Annotated in this window: 16 protein-coding genes and 6 tRNA genes; 12 read left to right on the top strand and 10 right to left on the bottom strand. The window is 74.4% G+C overall.

The genetic code is table 11. The annotated features are described in order from the left end of the window. Positions 1-122: 122 nt before the first annotated feature. Positions 123-1,388 (top strand): uroporphyrinogen-III C-methyltransferase, encoded by a 1,266-nt coding sequence (gene cobA / locus AB852_RS23425; RefSeq protein WP_073792140.1) that lies wholly within the window; start codon positions 123-125, stop codon positions 1,386-1,388. A gap of 65 nt (positions 1,389-1,453) precedes the next feature. Beyond that, positions 1,454-2,272, top strand: coding sequence for a TrmH family RNA methyltransferase (locus AB852_RS23420; protein WP_073792137.1), 819 nt, complete (start codon positions 1,454-1,456; stop codon positions 2,270-2,272). 544 nt (positions 2,273-2,816) lie between these two features. Here AB852_RS23420 and AB852_RS23415 read toward each other — a convergent pair. After that, the gene (locus AB852_RS23415; protein WP_073792135.1) at positions 2,817-4,181 is read right to left on the bottom strand and encodes a serine/threonine-protein kinase; all 1,365 of its coding nucleotides are present in this window, start codon (positions 4,179-4,181) and stop codon (positions 2,817-2,819) included. Positions 4,182-4,902: 721 nt separating this feature from the next. On the opposite strand from AB852_RS23415, the gene AB852_RS23410 reads away from it, so the two are divergent. The 3 genes from AB852_RS23410 to AB852_RS23400 all read left to right on the top strand — a co-directional run bounded on the left by AB852_RS23410 (position 4,903) and on the right by AB852_RS23400 (position 6,879). Then, positions 4,903-5,106 (top strand): hypothetical protein, encoded by a 204-nt coding sequence (locus tag AB852_RS23410; RefSeq protein ID WP_073792132.1) that lies wholly within the window; start codon positions 4,903-4,905, stop codon positions 5,104-5,106. 214 nt (positions 5,107-5,320) lie between these two features. Further along, complete coding sequence (locus AB852_RS23405) at positions 5,321-6,433, top strand: phosphotransferase (protein ID WP_079184896.1); 1,113 nt, start codon at positions 5,321-5,323, stop codon at positions 6,431-6,433. A gap of 113 nt (positions 6,434-6,546) precedes the next feature. Continuing rightward, entirely contained in the window at positions 6,547-6,879 is a 333-nt protein-coding gene (locus AB852_RS23400; protein WP_073792127.1) for a TFIIB-type zinc ribbon-containing protein, read from the top strand. A 73-nt stretch (positions 6,880-6,952) separates the two neighbouring features. Here the strand turns inward: AB852_RS23400 and AB852_RS23395 are convergent. The 5 genes from AB852_RS23395 to AB852_RS23375 all read right to left on the bottom strand — a co-directional run bounded on the left by AB852_RS23395 (position 6,953) and on the right by AB852_RS23375 (position 7,462). Next, positions 6,953-7,027: transfer RNA gene (locus AB852_RS23395), tRNA-Val, on the bottom strand. 84 nt (positions 7,028-7,111) lie between these two features. Next, positions 7,112-7,183: transfer RNA gene (locus AB852_RS23390), tRNA-Val, on the bottom strand. Between the two features lie 21 nt (positions 7,184-7,204). Beyond that, a tRNA-Val gene (locus AB852_RS23385) sits at positions 7,205-7,276 on the bottom strand. Between the two features lies 1 nt (position 7,277). Continuing rightward, positions 7,278-7,351: transfer RNA gene (locus tag AB852_RS23380), tRNA-Cys, on the bottom strand. A gap of 38 nt (positions 7,352-7,389) precedes the next feature. Further along, a tRNA-Gly gene (locus AB852_RS23375) sits at positions 7,390-7,462 on the bottom strand. A 144-nt stretch (positions 7,463-7,606) separates the two neighbouring features. Between AB852_RS23375 and AB852_RS23370 the strand changes: the two genes are divergently transcribed. From AB852_RS23370 to AB852_RS23360, 3 genes are all read left to right on the top strand, one after another. After that, positions 7,607-8,647 carry a chorismate-binding protein gene (locus AB852_RS23370; RefSeq protein WP_073792124.1) on the top strand — a complete coding sequence of 347 codons (1,041 nt, stop codon included), beginning with the start codon at positions 7,607-7,609 and terminating at the stop codon, positions 8,645-8,647. 97 nt (positions 8,648-8,744) lie between these two features. Further along, the gene (locus AB852_RS23365) at positions 8,745-9,566 is read left to right on the top strand and encodes an aminotransferase class IV (protein ID WP_073792122.1); all 822 of its coding nucleotides are present in this window, start codon (positions 8,745-8,747) and stop codon (positions 9,564-9,566) included. Between the two features lie 72 nt (positions 9,567-9,638). Continuing rightward, positions 9,639-10,463, top strand: a complete 825-nt coding sequence (locus AB852_RS23360; protein WP_073792119.1) for a GNAT family N-acetyltransferase — start codon at positions 9,639-9,641, stop codon at positions 10,461-10,463. Between the two features lie 42 nt (positions 10,464-10,505). On the opposite strand, the gene AB852_RS23355 is transcribed toward AB852_RS23360, so the two are convergent. Then, positions 10,506-11,021: a DsbA family protein gene (locus tag AB852_RS23355; protein WP_073792116.1), complete on the bottom strand. Its 516-nt coding sequence runs from the start codon at positions 11,019-11,021 to the stop codon at positions 10,506-10,508. Between the two features lie 172 nt (positions 11,022-11,193). Here AB852_RS23355 and AB852_RS23350 point away from each other — a divergent pair, with 172 nt between their 5' ends. Both AB852_RS23350 and AB852_RS23345 read left to right on the top strand, forming a co-directional pair. Continuing rightward, on the top strand, positions 11,194-11,646 hold the full coding sequence (locus tag AB852_RS23350) for a hypothetical protein (protein ID WP_073792113.1): 453 nt from the start codon (positions 11,194-11,196) through the stop codon (positions 11,644-11,646). A gap of 782 nt (positions 11,647-12,428) precedes the next feature. Further along, complete coding sequence (locus AB852_RS23345; RefSeq protein ID WP_073792110.1) at positions 12,429-12,704, top strand: hypothetical protein; 276 nt, start codon at positions 12,429-12,431, stop codon at positions 12,702-12,704. 93 nt (positions 12,705-12,797) lie between these two features. On the opposite strand, the gene AB852_RS23340 is transcribed toward AB852_RS23345, so the two are convergent. Together AB852_RS23340 and AB852_RS23335 are read right to left on the bottom strand one after the other, a co-directional pair. After that, positions 12,798-13,379, bottom strand: coding sequence for a CGNR zinc finger domain-containing protein (locus AB852_RS23340; protein ID WP_073792107.1), 582 nt, complete (start codon positions 13,377-13,379; stop codon positions 12,798-12,800). Positions 13,380-13,666: 287 nt separating this feature from the next. Then, positions 13,667-14,080 (bottom strand): SsgA family sporulation/cell division regulator, encoded by a 414-nt coding sequence (locus AB852_RS23335; protein WP_003959770.1) that lies wholly within the window; start codon positions 14,078-14,080, stop codon positions 13,667-13,669. A gap of 190 nt (positions 14,081-14,270) precedes the next feature. Between AB852_RS23335 and AB852_RS23330 the strand changes: the two genes are divergently transcribed. Both AB852_RS23330 and AB852_RS23325 read left to right on the top strand, forming a co-directional pair. After that, positions 14,271-14,714, top strand: a complete 444-nt coding sequence (locus AB852_RS23330) for a TIGR02611 family protein (RefSeq protein ID WP_073792105.1) — start codon at positions 14,271-14,273, stop codon at positions 14,712-14,714. 97 nt (positions 14,715-14,811) lie between these two features. Next, positions 14,812-14,883: transfer RNA gene (locus AB852_RS23325), tRNA-Val, on the top strand. A gap of 479 nt (positions 14,884-15,362) precedes the next feature. On the opposite strand, the gene AB852_RS23320 is transcribed toward AB852_RS23325, so the two are convergent. Beyond that, positions 15,363-17,819: an SCO7613 C-terminal domain-containing membrane protein gene (locus AB852_RS23320; RefSeq protein WP_073792382.1), complete on the bottom strand. Its 2,457-nt coding sequence runs from the start codon at positions 17,817-17,819 to the stop codon at positions 15,363-15,365. Between the last annotated feature and the right edge of the window lie 158 nt (positions 17,820-17,977).

Here is a 17,977-nt window from a genome sequence, read left to right as displayed (position 1 = left end):
CTCCGCCGCTGTGACCAGCGGAACCGTATCGTTGCCGCCGGGACCCCCGTCCCCGACCGTCGACCCACCGACAGGAACCGTCCGCCGCTCCACCGTCGCAGCGGCCCATCCGAGGAGCCGCCATGCCCAGCCCCGCCAGTGACCCGGCGTACCCCGTCGGGCTCCGTCTCACCGGTCGCCGTGTCGTGGTGCTCGGCGGTGGCCAAGTGGCCCAGCGGCGGCTGCCGGCGCTCATCGCGGCGGGCGCCGACGTCCAGCTGATCTCCCCCTCCGCGACCCCGTCCGTCGAGGCCATGGCCGACACGGGGGAGATCACCTGGCACCGCCGCCGCTACGAGGACGGGGACCTGGCCGACGCCTGGTACGTCCTGGTGGCCACCCAGAACCGGGACGCCAACACCCGTGCGTCGGCGGAGGCCGAGACCCGCCGCGTCTGGTGCGTCCGCTCCGACGACGCCGACGCCGCCACCGCCTGGACCCCGGCCACCGGCCACAGCGCGGGCGTCACCGTCGCCGTCCTCACCACCGACGCGCAAGGGCGCGACCCCCGGCACACCGCGGCGATCCGCGACGCCGTGGTCGAGGGGCTGCGGGACGGCACCCTCGTCGCCCGGCACCACCGCGCCCGCGCCGCGTCGGTCGCCCTTGTCGGCGGCGGCCCCGGCGACCCCGACCTGATCACGGTACGAGGCCGCCGGCTGCTCGCGGAGGCGGACGTCGTCATCGCGGACCGGCTCGGCCCCCGCGACCTGCTCGCCGAACTGCCGCCGCACGTCGAGGTGATCGACGCGGCCAAGATCCCGTACGGCCGGTTCATGGCCCAGGAAGCCATCAACCAGGCGCTGATCGACCACGCCAGGGCGGGCCGGACGGTGGTCCGGCTCAAGGGCGGTGACCCGTTCGTCTTCGGCCGGGGCATGGAGGAGGCCGAGGCCCTGGTCGAGGCCGGTATCCCGTACACCGTCGTCCCCGGTATCTCCAGCTCGATCTCGGTGCCCGGCGCGGCGGGCATCCCCGTCACCCATCGCGGGGTCGCGCATGAGTTCACCGTCGTCAGCGGCCATGTGGCCCCCGACGACGAACGCTCCCTGGTCGACTGGGCCGCGCTCGCCGCCCTGCGCGGCACCCTGGTCGTCCTGATGGGCGTCGACAAGATCGGCCGGATCGCACAGACGCTGATCGCGCACGGCCGGGCCGCCGACACCCCCGTCGCCCTGGTCCAGGAGGGCACGACCGCCGCCCAGCGGCGCGTGGACGCGACGCTCGCGACCGTGGCGGAGACCGTGGTCCGTGAGGGGGTGCGCCCGCCCGCCGTCATCGTGATCGGTGAGGTGGTCCGCGTCGGCCCCGACGCCCCGGTCGCCCCCGGACAGCACCCCGTCACCTGACCCGGGCGACCCGCCTCGAACCCAGCCGCCCGCTCCGCTCCGCACCGACAAGGCAGTATCACCCTGTGGCCGAACTCATCACCGTCGAGGACCCCGACGACCCCCGCCTGAGTGACTACACCGGGCTGACCGACGTCGAACTGCGGCGCAGACGCGAACCCGCCGAAGGACTGTTCATCGCCGAGGGCGAGAAGGTCATCCGTCGGGCGAAGGACGCCGGGTACGAGATGCGCTCCATGATGCTCTCGACCAAATGGGTCGACGCCATGCGCGACGTGATCGACGAACTCCCCGCCCCCGTCTACGCGGTCACCCCGGAACTGGCGGAACGCGTCACCGGCTACCACGTCCACCGGGGCGCCCTCGCGTCGATGCAGCGCAAGCCCCTGCCCACCGCGGCCGAGGTCCTGGCCGTCACCCGCCGGGTCGTGGTCATGGAGTCCGTGAACGACCACACCAACATCGGCGCGATCTTCCGTTCCGCGGCAGCCCTCGGCATGGACGCCGTCCTGCTCTCCCCGGACTGCGCGGACCCGCTCTACCGCCGCTCGGTGAAGGTGTCGATGGGCGCGGTGTTCTCCGTCCCGTACGCCCGTCTGGAGACCTGGCCGCGCGGGCTGGAGGAGGTACGGGGAGCGGGCTTCGGGCTACTGGCGCTCACCCCGGACGAGAAGGCCGTCACCCTGGACGAGGCCGCCCCGCACCGGATGGACCGGGTCGCCCTGATGCTCGGCGCCGAGGGCGACGGACTCTCCGCCAGGGCGATGGCCGCCGCCGACACCCTGGTCCGCATCCCGATGGCGCACGGGGTGGACTCACTGAACGTCGGCGCCGCGGCAGCGGTCGCCTTCTACGCGGTAGCCACCGGCCGCCCCACCCCCTGACACCCCAAAGGGACAAGAGGAACCGCGCACCCCCGGAGTACCCGCACAGGAACAAGTACGCCCAGCCGGGCAGACCTCAGGGGCGCGAGGAACCGCGCACCCACGGGCAACCCGCACTCGACCGAGAAACCTGTGGACGCACAGACCTCAGGGGCGCGGGGAACTGCGCACCCACGACGGACCCGCACAGGATCAAGTACGCCGAGCCGGGCAGACCTCAGGGGCGCGGGGAACTGCGCACCCACGGGCAACCCGCACCCGACCGAGAAACCTGTGGACGCACAGACCTCAGGGGCGCGGGGAACTGCGCACCCACGGGCAACCCGCACCCGACCGAGAAACCTGTGGACGCACAGACCTCAGGGGCGCGGGGAACTGCGCACCCACGACGGACCCGCACAGGAACAAGTACGCCCAGCCGGGACGACCCAGGGGCGCGAGGAACCGCGCACCCACGAACGCCCCGCACAGGAACAAGTACACCCAGGTGGGGAACCCGGCGACACGGGCCGCCAAGAACCCGCACAGGACAGCCCCGCGAGCCTCAGCCCGCCACGAACCCCAAGCCGCTCCCCGCCACGGCCGAACCGACCGTGACCCCCGAGGCCCCCGGCGGCCCACCGCCGGAGCCACCGAACCCCCGGGCGGGCCCCTGGCACCCCTGAGCCGCCGCGATCCCCAGCGCGACCAGCAGCGTCACGACCACGAACACGATCAGCCGCTGCCGCAGCAGCCGGGGATTGGCCGGGCGCAGCCCGGTCCCCGTGGTGCGGGGCCCGCCCGGCCGCCCCGCACCGCTGCGGGGCGCGGGCCTGCCGCCCGAGCGGCTGGTGCGCGACGAGCCCCGGGACCCCGGGGAACCGGCGGGCCGGGCCCCCGGACGCGACGAGGGCGCCTTGGCCGACCGGGTCGGCTGCGACGGCGACTGCCCCGTACGGCCCGGCCGCCCGGACTGTGAACGCGGCGGCGGAGTGCCCTGCGGACGACGCTGGGTGCGCTGCGCCGCGTACTCGTCGGCGAGCCGCCCCGACGGCCGGTCCGGCTCACCGCGCGGGCCGGGCGGCCGGGGGTCCGTCAGACCCTGCGCCTCACGCGCGGCGATCTCCTTGAGCCGCAGCGACAGTTGCAGGGTGCTCGGCCGCTCCTCCGGGTCCTTCGCCAGACAGGCCCGCACCAGCGGAGCCAACGCGTCCGGCACCCCGTGCAGATGGGGCTCCTCGTGCACCACGCGGTACAGCATCACCTCGGAACTGCCGTGCCCGAACGGTGAGTCGGAGGTCGCCGCGTACGCCAGCGTGGCGCCCAGCGCGAACACGTCCGTGGCGGGGGTGACCGCGACCCCGCGCACCTGTTCCGGCGCGAGGAACCCCGGCGAGCCCACCGCCGTACCGACATGGGTGAGGGTGCTCGCACCGGTCGCCCAGGCGATACCGAAGTCGATGATGCGGGGGCCCTTGGGCGACAGCAGGATGTTCGACGGCTTCAGGTCCCGGTGCACCACCCCGGCCTCATGGACCGCGACCAGGCCCTCCGACAGCGCCGCGCCGATCGACGCCACCTCGGTGGCGGGCAGCGGCCCTTCGTCGGCGACCCGGTCGTGCAGCGAGGGCCCGGGGACGTACTGCGTGGCGAACCACGGCCGGTCCGCCTCCAGATCGGCGGCCACCAGCCGCGCCGTGCAGCCGCCGCGGATACGGCGGGCCGCCGACACCTCACGGGCGAAGCGCGAACGGAACTCCTGGTCCTCGGCGAGATCCGGGCGGATCACCTTCAGCGCGACCCGCTGGCCACGGCGGTCCGACCCCAGATAGACGACTCCCATGCCGCCCGCCCCGAGCCGTCGGTGCAGCCTGAACGAGCCGACCACACGCGGGTCCTCACGCCTCAGGCGCATCATCGCCATGTTCATCCCCGCTGCCCGGTCCGGTTGACGAGCCACAGCTTACGTACCCGGGGCCGGGAGCGCGCAGAGGCCGCGCCCTCGCGGGCCCGGGGATTGTCCGTGCCGGGCGTACGGGATGAAGGAGGGTCAGGGCCCCAGGGCCGGGACGCCCCTTGCCCCGGCCACCCGCCCAACCCCATTGCGGGGAGGGCGGATTGACGCCCGGCGGGGTGACCGGATCGTGACCCCCGGCCGGTTCCCGGACGGCGTGCGCGTGGCCGCCCCGGCGGCGGCCGGAGCCCGGCGCCGGGGCCGGGCTCCGGGGCCCGGGGGCCGGGCCGAGTGAGCGAAGTCACCAGAGCGCCCCACGGGCCCGCCGCGCCCGCCGCCGGCGGCCGCCCGGCTTCCCGGCGGCCGGGCGGCGGCGGACCGTCCGGCCGGAGGGGTGCCCGGCACGGGGCCCGCCACCTGGTGGGTTCCCGGATACGTGTCCCCTCCGGGAAGACCCCGAGACCCCGGCGCACGTCTCCACCCTGGGGAGTACATGTCCGCCCGGTGGTCATCCTCGGGGAGGCCAGGCAATAGGTACGAGGGCATGACGACCGGGGTCCCGCCGGGCCGTAGATTTGAGGTCAAGCGGCGGGTGCGGTACTCGTCCCCCGAGGTCAAGCGCCCGCCGCCCGCATCACCACATGTGCGACGGGGCTCCGGCAGCGGGACCCCGTACGGAACGACCAGGAGAAGGACCATGGCGGACACGGCCACGCGGACGATGATCCGCGCACGAGGACGCAAGGCGTACGCGGCGTTCGACGGCCGGTCCGGTCAGCGTCACCCACTGGTGGCGATGGCCATGGTGCTCCCCCTGGCGGCCCTGCTCGTGGTCGTCTTCGGCGGCTGGGAGGCAGTGGTCACCCAAGCGTCGTCCGTGGTCGAGATGCTGGGGCGCTGAGCGGCGCCCCAGGCCCGGAAGAGCGGTCCGGGCGGGGACATCGGACCATGAAACCCCGTGGGGACGGGGGTGCGGCGGACGGCACTGTGCCCGCGCAACCTGGGGAGGTTGCGCGGGCATTTTTCTGTGTGTCCGTAGGCTGGGGCGCTCGTGGTCCGGGCCCGTCCGGACGGGCGGGTCCTCGGCTCAGGGGTGGGGTTCGGTGCACGGTGGTGTGGTGGGAGGTCTGCGGACCCGGGCCAGGGGAGCGGCGCACGGCACGGCCGGTGCGTGTGTCTGCGGCACGGCCGGTGACGTGCTCGCCGAGCGGGACGACGGGGTGGTGGTCCGGCACGGCGGAGTCGTCGCCAAGGCGCACGCGGGCGACACGGACACCGGCGACCTGGCCGTCCGCCTCGCGCTGGCGTCCCACCCCGCCCTCCACGGCATCCTGCTCCCCCCGCTGACCGGCCCCACCGACCCGACGGCCCCGCCCGACCCGACGGCCCCGCCAGGTCCGACCGACCCCACCGGTAAGCCCGACCCGCCCAACCGGCCCCGGACCGCCCCGCCCGCCCGGACCTGGCCGCCCGACCCGCCCGGTTCCACCGGACCGCTCGCGGGCCGCCCCGTCAGCCTCTGGCCCTACGGTGCGCCCGTCGACCCCGCCAGCCCCGAGCTGGCCCCCTGGGAGGCGGCCGGTGATCTGCTGGCCCGGCTGCACCGGGTGGACACCGCCCGGCTGACGGCGCTGCCCGGCCCGCTGCCGCCGATGCGCGGCCCCGCGAAGGCCGCCCGCGCCGTCCGCCGGATGCGCGCCACGACGCCCGAGCCCCTGGACGCCCTCGCCCGGTACGGTGACGCCGACGCGGTCACCCGGGTCGAGGCCGCCTGGCGGACCCTCCCGCCGTGGGCGCGCGACGAGGCGCCCCCACCGCCCTCCCGCACCCTGTGCCACGGTGATCTGCATCTCGGCCAGCTCGTCCGGGCCCCGGCCACCCCCGCGCCCCAGGGCGGCGGCCCCTGGCTGCTGATCGACATCGACGACCTCGGGGTCGGCGACGCCGCCTGGGATCTGGCCCGGCCCGCCGCGTGGTTCGCCTGCGGGCTGCTCGGGCCGGGGGAGTGGGCCCGCTTCCTCGGCGCCTACCGGAGCGCCGGCGGTCCCGCCGTACCGGCTGCCGCCGATCCCTGGCCCGCCCTGGACGTGGCGGCACGGACCCTGGCGGTGCAGACGGCGGCCCTCGCGGTCGTCAGGAGCCGCCGGGAGCAGCGGCCGCCCGACGAGGACGAGCGCGCGGTGATCGACGCGTGCGCCCGGATGGCCGGAACACCCATGGCCGAATGAGGCCCGGTCCGGCGCAGTTGGCGAGGAGTGGGGCGAAGTAGGGTGCATCCACAGGAGAAGCCGGGCAGTATTCCGGCGAAGCCGTACCGAACGTGCAGGAGTTGAGCCCACGCATGCAGTGTCCCAAGTGTCACGCGCCGATGAACACCTACAACCGCAACGGCATCCAGATCGAGCAGTGCGGCGGCTGCCGCGGGATATTCCTGGACTACGGCGAGCTTGAGGCCCTCACCCGGCTGGAGTCCCAGTGGTCGCAGCCCGCGCCCCCGCCGCCCGCCCCGCAGCAGGGCTACCCGGCCGCACCCGGCCCGCAGCAGGGCTACCCGGCGGCGCCCGCGCCCGCCTGGGGCGCCCCGCACGGCGGCCATGGCGGTCACGGTGGTCACGGTGGTCACCACGGCCATCACCGCAACAAGGGTTTCGGCCGGATGCTGTTCTCCTCGTGAGCCGCTGACAGCCCCGTGACCCACTGAGGCACGGCGAAGCCCCCGGCGTCCAGGACGGCCGGGGGCTTGCGGATGGTGCGCGATACTGGGATTGAACCAGTGACCTCTTCCGTGTCAGGGAAGCGCTCTCCCGCTGAGCTAATCGCGCGGGACTTCGGGGAGACTACCAGTACCCACGCCGCTGGGCGCCGACCGGGGTCTCACGAAGGGTGATACGGAGAGTGGTACTGCGTGCGCGATACTGGGATTGAACCAGTGACCTCTTCCGTGTCAGGGAAGCGCTCTCCCGCTGAGCTAATCGCGCGGGCCCCCGTTACCGGGGCAGTGGACGATACTGGGATTGAACCAGTGACCTCTTCCGTGTCAGGGAAGCGCTCTCCCGCTGAGCTAATCGTCCTTGGAGGTGGAGACGGGATTTGAACCCGTGTAGACGGCTTTGCAGGCCGTTGCCTCGCCTCTCGGCCACTCCACCAGGAGTCACGGCGGGTCCCTGAGGACTCCCCGCTCCTGAGCGGACGACGAGGTTCGAACTCGCGACCTCAACCTTGGCAAGGTTGCGCTCTACCAACTGAGCTACGTCCGCCTGTCGTTTCGGTGCGCTTGCGCGTCCCGGCGACGTGTTGAACTCTAGCGGATTCCTGGGCGAGCACAAAAACGCGTTTACGCAGCGTGCTGCCCCACGACCGCCCCGGGGCAGCCGCGGCCCGGCCGTCCTAGACTCGCAGCCGTGCGCATCCTCCCTCCTCTGGCCCGCTTCGGTGGTCTTCTCGCCACCGGGCTGCGTGACGTGACCAGCGACGCTGCCGCGCTGGACAGCCGCGGCTTCTGGGCCGTGTCCGCCGACTTCGAGGGCCGGCTGGTGTGCGCGCGCTTCGACGACGTCCGCCCCGACCCGGTCCCCGCACCGGTACCGGGCGCGTGGCGCGGCCCCGCCCGCGGTGACTGGGTGTCCTCCCTCGACCGCGCCGCGTACACGGCGGGGGTGCGCCGGATACGGGAGCACATAGCGGCGGGTGAGGTCTATCAGGCCAATCTGTGCCGGGTGCTCTCCGCGCCCGTCGGCCCGGACGCCGATGTGGACGCGCTGACCGCGCTGCTGGCCCGCGGCAATCCGGCCCCTTACGCCGGAACGATTCGCCTGCCCGGTCATGGAGTGGAGATCGCCACCGCGTCGCCCGAGCTGTATCTGCGCCGCGCGGGCCGCGTCGTCGAGTCCGGCCCCATCAAGGGCACCGGCCGCACCGAGGCCGACCTCCTGGAGAAGGACCACGCCGAGAACGTCATGATCGTGGACCTCGTCCGCAACGACCTCGGGCGGGTCTGCGCCACCGGAACGGTCACCGTCCCCGACCTCTGCGTGGTGGAGAAGCACCCCGGACTGGTCCACCTGGTGTCGACCGTCCGCGGGGAGCTGACCGCCGGCGCGGGCTGGGCGGCGCTGTTCGCCGCGACCTTCCCGCCCGGGTCCGTCACCGGCGCCCCCAAGTCCAGCGCCCTGCGGATCATCGACGCCCTGGAGACGGCGCCACGCGGCCCCTACTGCGGCGGGATCGGCTGGGTCGACGCCGACCGCGGCACGGGTGAGCTGGCCGTCGGTATCCGCACCTTCTGGATCGACCGGGCCGCCGGACGGCTACGGTTCGGCACCGGGGCGGGCATCACCTGGGGCTCGGACCCCGAGCGCGAGTGGCGCGAGACCGAGCTGAAGGCGTCCCGGCTGCTCGCCGTCGCCTCGGGCACCTGCCCGGACCCGGACGGGACACCATGACCGGCGACCGGCGACCGGCCGGCGCACCGCACAGCCATCCGCCGCGCACCGCGGCGGCCACCGGGGAAACCCGCCGACGAAGGGGAGGGGCTCCCTCGTGAAGCTCTGGCTCGACGGAGAACTGCGCGACAGCGCGTCCGCACGTGTCTCGGTGTTCGATCACGGACTCACCGTCGGTGACGGTGTCTTCGAGACCATGAAGGCCGTGGACGGGCAGGCGTTCGCCCTGACCCGGCACCTCGACCGGCTCGCCCGCTCCGCCCGGGGCCTCGGCCTGCCGGAGCCCGACCCGGACGAGGTCCGCCGGGCCTGCCGCGCCGTCCTCGACGCCAACCCGATGCCGCTCGGCCGGCTCCGGATCACCCTCACCGGCGGCGACTCCCCGCTCGGCTCCGACCGGGGCGAGGGAGGGCCGACCCTGGTCGTCGCGATCGGCCCGGTCACCCGCCGCGCCGACACGACCGAGGTCATCACCGTCCCCTGGACCCGCAACGAACGCGGCGCCCTCGCCGGACTGAAGACCACCTCGTACGCGGAGAACGTCGTCGCGCTCGCCCGCGCCCGTGAACAGGGCGCCACCGAGGCGCTGTTCGCCAACACCGTCGGCCGGCTCTGCGAAGGCACCGGCTCCAATGTGTTCGTCGTCCTCGACGGTGAGATCCACACCCCGCCCGTCGCCTCGGGCTGCCTCGCGGGCATCACCCGCGCGCTGGCCGTCGAGTGGACCGGCGCCCGGGAGACGGAGCTGGCGATGGACGTCCTCGACCGGGCCGACGAGGTCTTCCTGACGTCGACCCTGCGTGACGTCCAGGCCGTGCGCCGGGTGGACGGCCGTGAACTGCCCACCGCGCCGGGCCCCGTGACCGCCAAGGCCATGCGGATCTTCGACGAGCGGGCCGCCGACGACCTCGACCCGTAGGCCCGGACATCCGCGGCCGGCTCCCGCCGAATTGAGGATGACGCTCCCGTCCCCGTCGGGTAGACATCCTTGATGACCACCACGCTGCGGCCGACCGGGCCGCTCCAGGACCGGGCCGACGGCGGCCGTTCGCGCCACTTCCTCATCTGTGTGAACAGCCGCCCCGTCGGGGAGATCGAACTCGCCACGCACGAGGTGTACGGGCCGAAGGTCGCCCGGCTGCGGGGACTGCGCGTCGACGAGGCCGACCGGGGGCGCGGCCGGGCCACGGTCGCCGCCCTCGCCGCCGAGGAGGTGGCCCGCGGCTGGGGCTGCCACCGGATCGAGGCGTCGGTCCAGGCCACCGAAGCCGCCGCCCTGCGGCTCGCCACCGCCCTCGGCTGGACCGAACGCAACCGGGGCATGGCCAAACACCTGGGCACCGCTGCCCCGGCCGCGCCGACCGGCTCCGTCGTCCGGCCGATGACGGCCGAGGAGTACGGTCCCTGGCTCGCGGCGGGCAAGGAGGACTACGCCCAGGGCTGGATCGGGCGCGGGGTGCCGGAGGCCGAGGCGAGGGCGAAGTCCGAGCGCGACCACGCCGGGCTGCTGCCCGACGGCCTCGCCACACCCGGCACGGTCGTCCGGGTCCTCCACCACGAGGGCACGGTGGTCGGGACGGTGTGGGTCGCCATCCGCGACGAGGACGCCTTCGTCTTCGATGTGAAGGTCGACGCCGCGCACCGGGGCCATGGCCACGGCCGCACCCTGATGCGGCACGCCGAGACCGAGGCGACCGCCGCCGGACGCACCGTCCTCGGCCTGAACGTCTTCGTCGGCAACACCCCGGCCCTGCGCCTCTACGAGTCCCTGGGCCACGAGCCCGTCAGCCACCATCTGTACAAGCAACTGGCGTAGGCCGGTCCGGACGGGTTCCGGGCGGGCCCTGACCGGCGGGGCTCAGCCCAGCAGCCGGTCCACGACGGCCTCGATCCGCTCCCGCAGCCCGTCCTGGCGCCGGCCGCCGTCCAGCCGCTCGCCGTCGATGACGTACGTGGGGGTGCCGGTCACCCCGATCGCCTTGCCCTCCGCCTGGTCGGCGTCCACGATCAGGATGTGCCGGCCGTCGATCAGCGCGGTCTCGAACTCGTCGGCGTCCAGCCCCAGCCCGCCCGCGATCTCGACGAGCAGCGTCTCGCCCCCGCGCTCCAGCTCCCCGACCCGGTCGAGGACCGCCTCGACGTAACTCCAGCCCTGGCCCTGCGCGGCGGCCTCCTCCGCGGCCTGGGCGGCGGCGAAGGCGTGCTTGTGCTTCGCCAGCGGGAAGTGGCGCAGCCGCAGTTCCAGCCGGTCGCCGTAGCGGGCCCGCAGCGCGTGGACGTCGTCCAGCGCCGTACGGCAGTCCGGACACTGGAGTTCGTACCAGATGTCCAGGACGGGGCGGCCTTCGGTCTGCGCGGCGGTGGAGTCACTCATGGGGCAAGTCTCGCAGCTCACCGGGGGTGCACCGGCGCCGGTCCGGCACCTGGGGAGGAGATCGGACCCGGAGATCTCCCTGAGGAGCGTCGGGGCCGTGGCCCCGAGGGCGCCGGTCGGTGCAGGATGGATGGGGACGAACCGTTCGACCGTTCAGCAGCAGGAGGCCGGAATGATTGCCGAGACCGTGTGTTCCGCCGTGGCCGTGGCGGGCCTGGGCATCGCGGCGGTCACCGCCTACCGCAAGCGATTCCTCGCGGCGACCCGCCTCGCCGCCTACTCGCTGGTGCCGCTGGGCCTGGTGATGACCGGGGCGGTGCAGTGGGTCGTGGACACCGCGTTCAGCCCGGTGGCCTGGGCCGGGTTCGGGGTGCTCGGCCTCTCCTGGGCGCTGTTCATGACGACCCGCGCCGTCGAACGCCGCCGCGGGGTGAGCCGCCAGGACCGCAAGGCCGCGAAGGCGGCGCGGCGGGAGGCCGTCGAGCCGGGGGCCTCCGCGCCCGCGACCGGCCGCCCGTCGCTCAAGCCGTCGGCCCGGAAGACCGGTCCGGCCCCCGCGGCCCCCGCGAAGAGCGGGGACGACTTCAGCGACATCGAGGCCATCCTGAAGAAGCACGGGATCTGACGCGGTACGGGATCCGGGGAAGCGGAGGGGGTGCGGGGGAGCGCGGTGACGGGAGCGTGCGGGGGATCTGACCGTCGTCCCGTCCCTCCGGGACCGTCCCACCGGGAGATCTGACAGTCGTCCCGTTCCTCCGGGACCGTCCCACGCGGCGGATCGCGGATTCGTACGGATGCTCGGGCGTCTCAGCATATGGGCGGGCGGCTCGCCGCGAGCTGGGACGTCTCAGCATGTGGTCGCGGATTCCGGCGAACTCCCGCCCAATACGGGCGTGTTGATCGCGCGGGGGTGCTCCTCTGCGTCATCATCTGCGCGAGATGCTCGACACCACGCACAGCGGCGCCCCCCGCTCCGGCCCGGCCGCGCACCACCAGGCCGACCCGGCCCTCCGGGACGACGGCGCCATCAGGAACCACCCCGCTCCCCCCACCACCGGCACCGTGCGCCCCCACGCACCCCGAGCGCGAAAACGGCGCGCTCCCGCACCCGGCGCGCGGCCTGTCGTCCCCGAGACGTTCCGCCCCACGGCGGCGGGGACACCCCAGGCCCCGCCCGCCTCCCCTCGCGCGCACCCCCACGCGGTCCCCCGCAAGGAACCCGTCCGGCCCTCCCACCCGACGCCGTCAGGGCACCCGGAGCCATGTCCGGGGCTCCACCCAGCCTGCCGCCCCGAAACGGCGCGAGAGCCGTGCCAGACGGCCGTGACGGCACCATGTCCGGCGCCACCCGCCCGTCCCGCGCCGAAGCAGCCGAAGCAGCCGAAGCCGCCGACACCGCCGGGGTCCGTGACGCCGCCCGGGAAGGTCGCCGCGGCGGCCGGGACCGGGTCGGCGGCGGCCGGGGCGGTGACTCCGCGTGGTCCGCTGGTGCCCGCGCCCCGGCCGCCCGGGAGCGGCGGCAGCGCCGCCGGGGCCCGGCCGCCCGGAGCGGGCGCGGTCCCGGAGGAGCCGAAGGGATGTCTCTTCGCGCTCTCGCAACCACCACTGATGATCTTCCTGGCGGTGATCGGCGGGCTGCTGATGATGGGCGCCGTGCACGATCTGTTCCTGCTGGGACGGTGATCCCGGACGACCCCGGAGGGCGCCCCGCGACGACCGACCCGTCCGGCCCGCCGACGGGCCGCGCGCGCCGCGCGCGCCGCGCGGGCCCGTCGGTCAGCCCGCCGCTTCCTTGCGGCGCGCCCGGTACGCGGCGACATGCAGCCGGTTCCCGCAGGTCCGGCTGTCGCAGTAGCGGCGTGAACGGTTGCGGGAGAGGTCCACGAAGGCGCGGCGGCAGTCCGGCGCCTCGCAGCGCCGCAGCCGCTCCTGCTCCCCGGCCACGACGAAGAACGCGAGGGCCATACCGCAGTCGGCGGCCAGGTGGTCCGCGACGGACGCGCCGGGCGCGAAGTAGTGCATGTGCCAGTCGTAGCCGTCGTGGTCGGTCAGCCGGGGCGTGGTGCCCGCCGCCGCGACCAGCTCGTTGATCAGTTCCGCCAGTGCCGCCGGGCCGGTCCCGGCGAACGCCTCGGTGAACCGGCCGCGCACCCGGCGCACCGCCGCCAGGTCCTCGTCGGTCAGCTCCCCGACATCGCTGATCTCGTGCTTGCGGACGAACGCCCGCAGCGCGGCCAGATCGGTGAGGGAGTCGGCCTCGGCGCCCCGTACCGCGCTCCCGCCGTCGTCCTGTGGCGCGGAGTTCACCAGGGCCACCACGGTGTCGAGGGCGCACCCGGTGTCATGGGTGATCAGCACGATTCGCTCCCTGGGGGCACTCGGCTCGGGGCGGGCCGCTCGCCCGCGTGCTGGCCGATGCTACTGGCTCCGCGCACGCCGGTACGGGGCCCGTCACCCTGTGTGCCCACCGCCACCGGGGCGCGCACGCGCCGGCGCCGCCGCGCGGAAGATCCGCGGCGGCGGCGCCGGTACGTGCCGTGATGCCGTGATGCGCTTGTCGCGGCCCGCACCGTCTCCCCGAGTCGGACGGTGTCGGGCGCGCGTTCGGTGACCGGCTGTTCCGGTTGGTCGCTCCTTGCTCCCGGTCAGCTCTCGGCCAGGATGTGGGAAAGCTCCGTGTCGAGGTCGAAGTGACGATGCTCCGTGCCCGGGGGCACGGCGGCGTCCGTCCGCTTCAGGAACGATTCCAGGGCCCGCGCCGGGGCCTCGAGCAGAGCCTCACCCTCGGGGGAGCTCAGGGCGATGCACACGACGCCCTGACCGTGGCTCCGGGACGGCCAGACTCGGACGTCGCCGGTACCGGTGGGCCGGTGCAGGCCCTCGGCGAGGAGATCGCGGGCGAATACCCACTCGACCGTCTCCTCGGCTCCGGTGTGGAAGGTGGCGTGCACGGCGTAGGGATCGGCCGTGTCATACCGCAGTCCCGCGGGAACAGGCAGTGAGGACTCGCTCGACACAACGAGGCGCAGGTGCAGCTCGCAGCTGACCGTGGTGTTCATAAGCGCCAGGGCCTTTCGCTCAGTGTGCGCTCGGGGATTCGCACGTCGGCGAAATCGACATGCCACCTACGGTGTCGTTGTAAACCCCTCTGAGGGTTTTGCGTGTCTTTAGGTACCCCGTACGGCGGAGTCATTGTTCGTACCACGGGACCATTCCGGTGACCGGATTCCTTCAGGTAGGTTTGTCCGTATGAATACGGGGAGTGACGGAACGGGGAAGGTGGCCTTGGCAACCGACGACGCGGAAGACGAGCAGCCGGAGCGCCCGCTGGGCTCTCGGGCCCCCGAGTACGTCCAGCGCCGCAAGGTGCTGCATCTGAGCTGGCAGGTCGGGGTCTTCGTGGTGGGCCTCGCGGTCGTCGGCGCGGGTGCCGCGATGCTGGTCCTGCCGGGTCCCGGCTGGCTGGTCATCTTCGGCGGCATGGCGATCTGGGCGACCGAGTTCGTCTGGGCGCAGCTGGTGCTCCGCTGGACGAAACGCAAGGTCACAGAGGCGGCACAGCGTGCTCTCGACCCGAAGGTGCGCCGCCGGAACATGATCCTCACCGCGCTGGGTCTCACGATCATCGCCGTGCTCATGGGGGTCTACCTGTGGAAGTTCGGGCTGGAGCTGCCCTGGAAGGTCAAGTGGTGACGACCCGGTCCCGGCCCGCCGCGCCCGGTGCGGCGGGGTCCGGGGCGGGGCTGGTCCGGGGCACCGGCTGACATGCGGTAATGTTCTCCGTGCGTCCGGGCGATTAGCTCAGTGGGAGAGCGCTTCGTTCACACCGAAGAGGTCACTGGTTCGAACCCAGTATCGCCCACCCCGGACCCGCGGCCCGAAGGCTTATCGCCTTCGGGCCGCGGGCATTTGTCGCGACTCTTCACCGTGCGTGTTCGTCATGGAATTGCCACCGTCGATTTCCGGCGAATTCCATCGCCCGGAACTCTGCTGGTCCGCAGGGATTCTGACCGGTTATCAGTTCACCCCGGCCGAACGGTTCATGGGGCCGACACCTCTGGTACGCCCGATCGATATGCCGGATTCACCCGTTTCGACGGACGGGATTCGGACGGCGGCTTCCAGCCGCGTCCCCCAGTCATGCCCCGGCACGTCACCCTCCGTCGCCACGGCTCGAAGCCGCCGCCCGAAGTCACGCCCCGCGCACACCGACCGTCCCACCGCCGACGCCCGCGGGACCGCGTCCGGGAGCCGGCCGGTCTCAGCGGGGAGCCGTCGGACCTCGCCGGGAGCGGTCGGACCCGGGCCGGAAACCGCCGGACCCCGCCCGCGCCCGGCACCTCACCCCAGCCGGCCGAGCGCGTCCTTGGCCCGCCGTACGTCCCGCAGCCGGTGCTCGTACGTCGCCCCCACCGCGAGCAGCAGCAGCCCGGCCAGCGCCGGGGCCAGCCAGCGCGGCAGCACCCCCGCCAACTGGACCAGGTACGGGGCCAGTTCATGCAGGGCCACCAGGCCGAGGGTGGCGCCGCCCAGGGCCAGTGGAGCCTGGAGCCGGTGCCGGGCGCCGAGCAGGGTCACGGCGAGCGCCGCCGTCCCGAGCAGCAGCGGACGCGGCCACCCGGGGTCGCTCCAGGCCGTCGCCAGTGACGGCAGCAGTGTCGCGGCGAGGCCCGGTCCGTACGCCCTCCAGGACGTGGTCCCCGGGCGCCGTCGCCGCAGCAGCCCGACCACCAGCGCGGGCACCGTCACCGGCAGTGTGTACGCCTCCGGGGTCCCGACCTCCCACGCGGCCAGCCGGACCCAGGCCGCCAGCAGGAACAGCGCCGCCGCCGCGTACCCCACGGACCGCCGGCCGGAGCGCAGCGCGGTGGCTCCGGCGAGCACCCCGCACAGCCCCAGGACCAGCGCGAGCGCGGGTGCGTGGGACATCGCGACACCGACAGCGAAGAGCGCCGCCACCGCACCGGTGATCTCGACCGCCGGGGTCAGCGGATCGTCGCCGAGCCACCCGGCGAGCACGACCGCGGCCGTGGGCGCCACCAGGAGCAGCAGCGCCGTTCCGGTCGGCCCGAGCTCCAGGGAGGCGGCGACCGCGCCCAACAGACCGGTGCCGTACGCGAACGCGGCCACCGCCGCGACCGGCGCCGCCGTCGGCGCGGGGCCCGCACCGGACCGCAGGGCCGTGCACGTAACCGCGAACAGCGTGGTGAGCAGGGCCAGGACCGTGAGGGTCGCCACCTCGGCGGCCAGCGCCAGGAACGCGGTGCTGAGCGAGGTCAGCACCGCGAGCGCCAGCGCCGGGTGGGGGAACGGTGGCACGGCCGGGGCCGCGCCCGGACCGGGAGCGGTGACCGGGCGCCCGAACCAGGCGAGCGCGAGCAGCACGGTCGTCAGCACCAGATACGCCGCCACCGCCGCCCAGTACGGCAGCCGCAGGGTCAGCGGCAGCACCAGCGCCGCGCCCCAGGCGAGGACCAGCGCACCGAGCGACGGCCAAGGACCGTGACCGCCGCGCCGCCGCGCCAGCACGGCGTACCCGTACAGCGCGACGGCGAGCGCGCCGAGCACCAGGAGCACGACCAGCGGGTCCGGGAGCCTCGCGTCCAGCGGCGACGGCAGCGGATCGGCGCCCGCACCCGACCAGACGTCCTCCGTGTTCCGGACCGGTCCGACCAGGCCCACCGCGACCACCGGGGCCGACCACAGCGCCGCACCCGCCGACACGATGCCCGAGGCCAGCAGCAGACCGCGCCGCACCGGGCCCGGCGGCAGCGGGGACGTCCCCGGCAGCAGGACGGTCACGCCGAGCGCCAGGGCGCACAGCAGCCAGCCGGCCGCCGGCCAGTCGCCCGGCAGGGCCTTCGCCGGGACGACACCGAGCGCGGCCACCGCGAGCAGACCGCCCGTCAGGGCGCCGGTGAGCGCGATCCCGGGACGGCCCGAGGCGTGGGCCACGGCCACCGCGAGGACCGCCACCGACGCCAGCAGCACGGCCCCCGCGGCGATGTCCGGACCCGAGGTGGCCGACCACGCCTGCCACCCGCTCGCCAGCACGGCGCCCAGACCGCTCGTCAGGGCGGCGACGGCGGCGGTGGTCCGCAGCGCGGGCGTCGTCACGCGCAGGGCGAGCGCCGCGCCGGACGCGCTGGTCACCACGATCGCTCCGGCGACCACGGGGAAGTCCGCCGCCGAGGCCAGTGCCCACAGCGGCAGCGCGGGCTGCACGACCAGCACGGCGGCCGGCAGCGGCAGCCGCAGCGCACGCCACCGCAGCCCGTACCCCGCCCACAGGGCGCCGAGCGCCGCCGCCGACGCGGCCGTCCATTCCGTGCCCGGCACCCCCGGCAGCGCCACCCGGTGCAGGGCGTACGCGTCGAGCACGGTGAGCGCCAGACCGATGCCCGCGACGGTCTCCGCCGTCGAGCGCAGCCCCCTGCGCAGCAGCAGCACCGGCGCACCGAGCGCGGCGACCGTCACCGCGCCCAGCACCGACGACCGGCCGACGATGCCCATCCGACCCCAACTGACCAGCGTGAACGCGATCGCCGCCACCGTCAGCAGCACACCGCCGAGGACCAGCAGCGTGTTCTGCACCCCGCTGGCCCGCGCCTCGGGACGCCGACCCGCTGCCCCGGCGGGCGCGGCGGCGGACGGACCCGCGGGCGCGGCGGCGGCCGCCCCGATGGCTGCCACCAGCCACGCGCGGCGCATCAGGAGCTGGGCCCGCCGGGCGTCCAGATGCCCCAGCTCACGGTCCAGGTAGCGCAACTCCTCGGCCGGGGTCGGATTGTTCGTCATAGCGGTGAGTGTGATCGTGGCCACCGGGCCCGGCATGAGTGCGCGTACTCAGGGCGTACTCAGGTTCTGGGGACGAATGTCCGGATGTGCCCCCGCGCGCCGACGCCGGGAACGGGCCGCCGGACACCCCGGGGCGTTCCGAGGGATGGACGGCCGGC

It is taken from the genome of Streptomyces uncialis, from assembly GCF_001905345.1.
In the GTDB taxonomy this organism is placed as follows: Bacteria; Actinomycetota; Actinomycetes; order Streptomycetales; family Streptomycetaceae; genus Streptomyces; species Streptomyces uncialis.
The sequence above is the reverse complement of the archived record's forward strand: the minus strand, read 5'-3'. Positions and strand labels throughout refer to the sequence as shown.

Coding starts and splice junctions, on each gene's coding strand:
- cobA (WP_073792140.1), top strand. CDS start 123: ATGCCCAGCCCCGCCAGTGACCCGGCGTACCCCGTCGGGCTCCGTCTC.
- AB852_RS23415 (WP_073792135.1), bottom strand. CDS start 4,181: ATGAACATGGCGATGATGCGCCTGAGGCGTGAGGACCCGCGTGTGGTC.
- AB852_RS23410 (WP_073792132.1), top strand. CDS start 4,903: ATGGCGGACACGGCCACGCGGACGATGATCCGCGCACGAGGACGCAAG.
- AB852_RS23400 (WP_073792127.1), top strand. CDS start 6,547: ATGCAGTGTCCCAAGTGTCACGCGCCGATGAACACCTACAACCGCAAC.
- AB852_RS23360 (WP_073792119.1), top strand. CDS start 9,639: ATGACCACCACGCTGCGGCCGACCGGGCCGCTCCAGGACCGGGCCGAC.
- AB852_RS23355 (WP_073792116.1), bottom strand. CDS start 11,021: ATGAGTGACTCCACCGCCGCGCAGACCGAAGGCCGCCCCGTCCTGGAC.
- AB852_RS23350 (WP_073792113.1), top strand. CDS start 11,194: ATGATTGCCGAGACCGTGTGTTCCGCCGTGGCCGTGGCGGGCCTGGGC.
- AB852_RS23335 (WP_003959770.1), bottom strand. CDS start 14,080: ATGAACACCACGGTCAGCTGCGAGCTGCACCTGCGCCTCGTTGTGTCG.
- AB852_RS23330 (WP_073792105.1), top strand. CDS start 14,271: ATGAATACGGGGAGTGACGGAACGGGGAAGGTGGCCTTGGCAACCGAC.
- AB852_RS23320 (WP_073792382.1), bottom strand. CDS start 17,819: ATGACGAACAATCCGACCCCGGCCGAGGAGTTGCGCTACCTGGACCGT.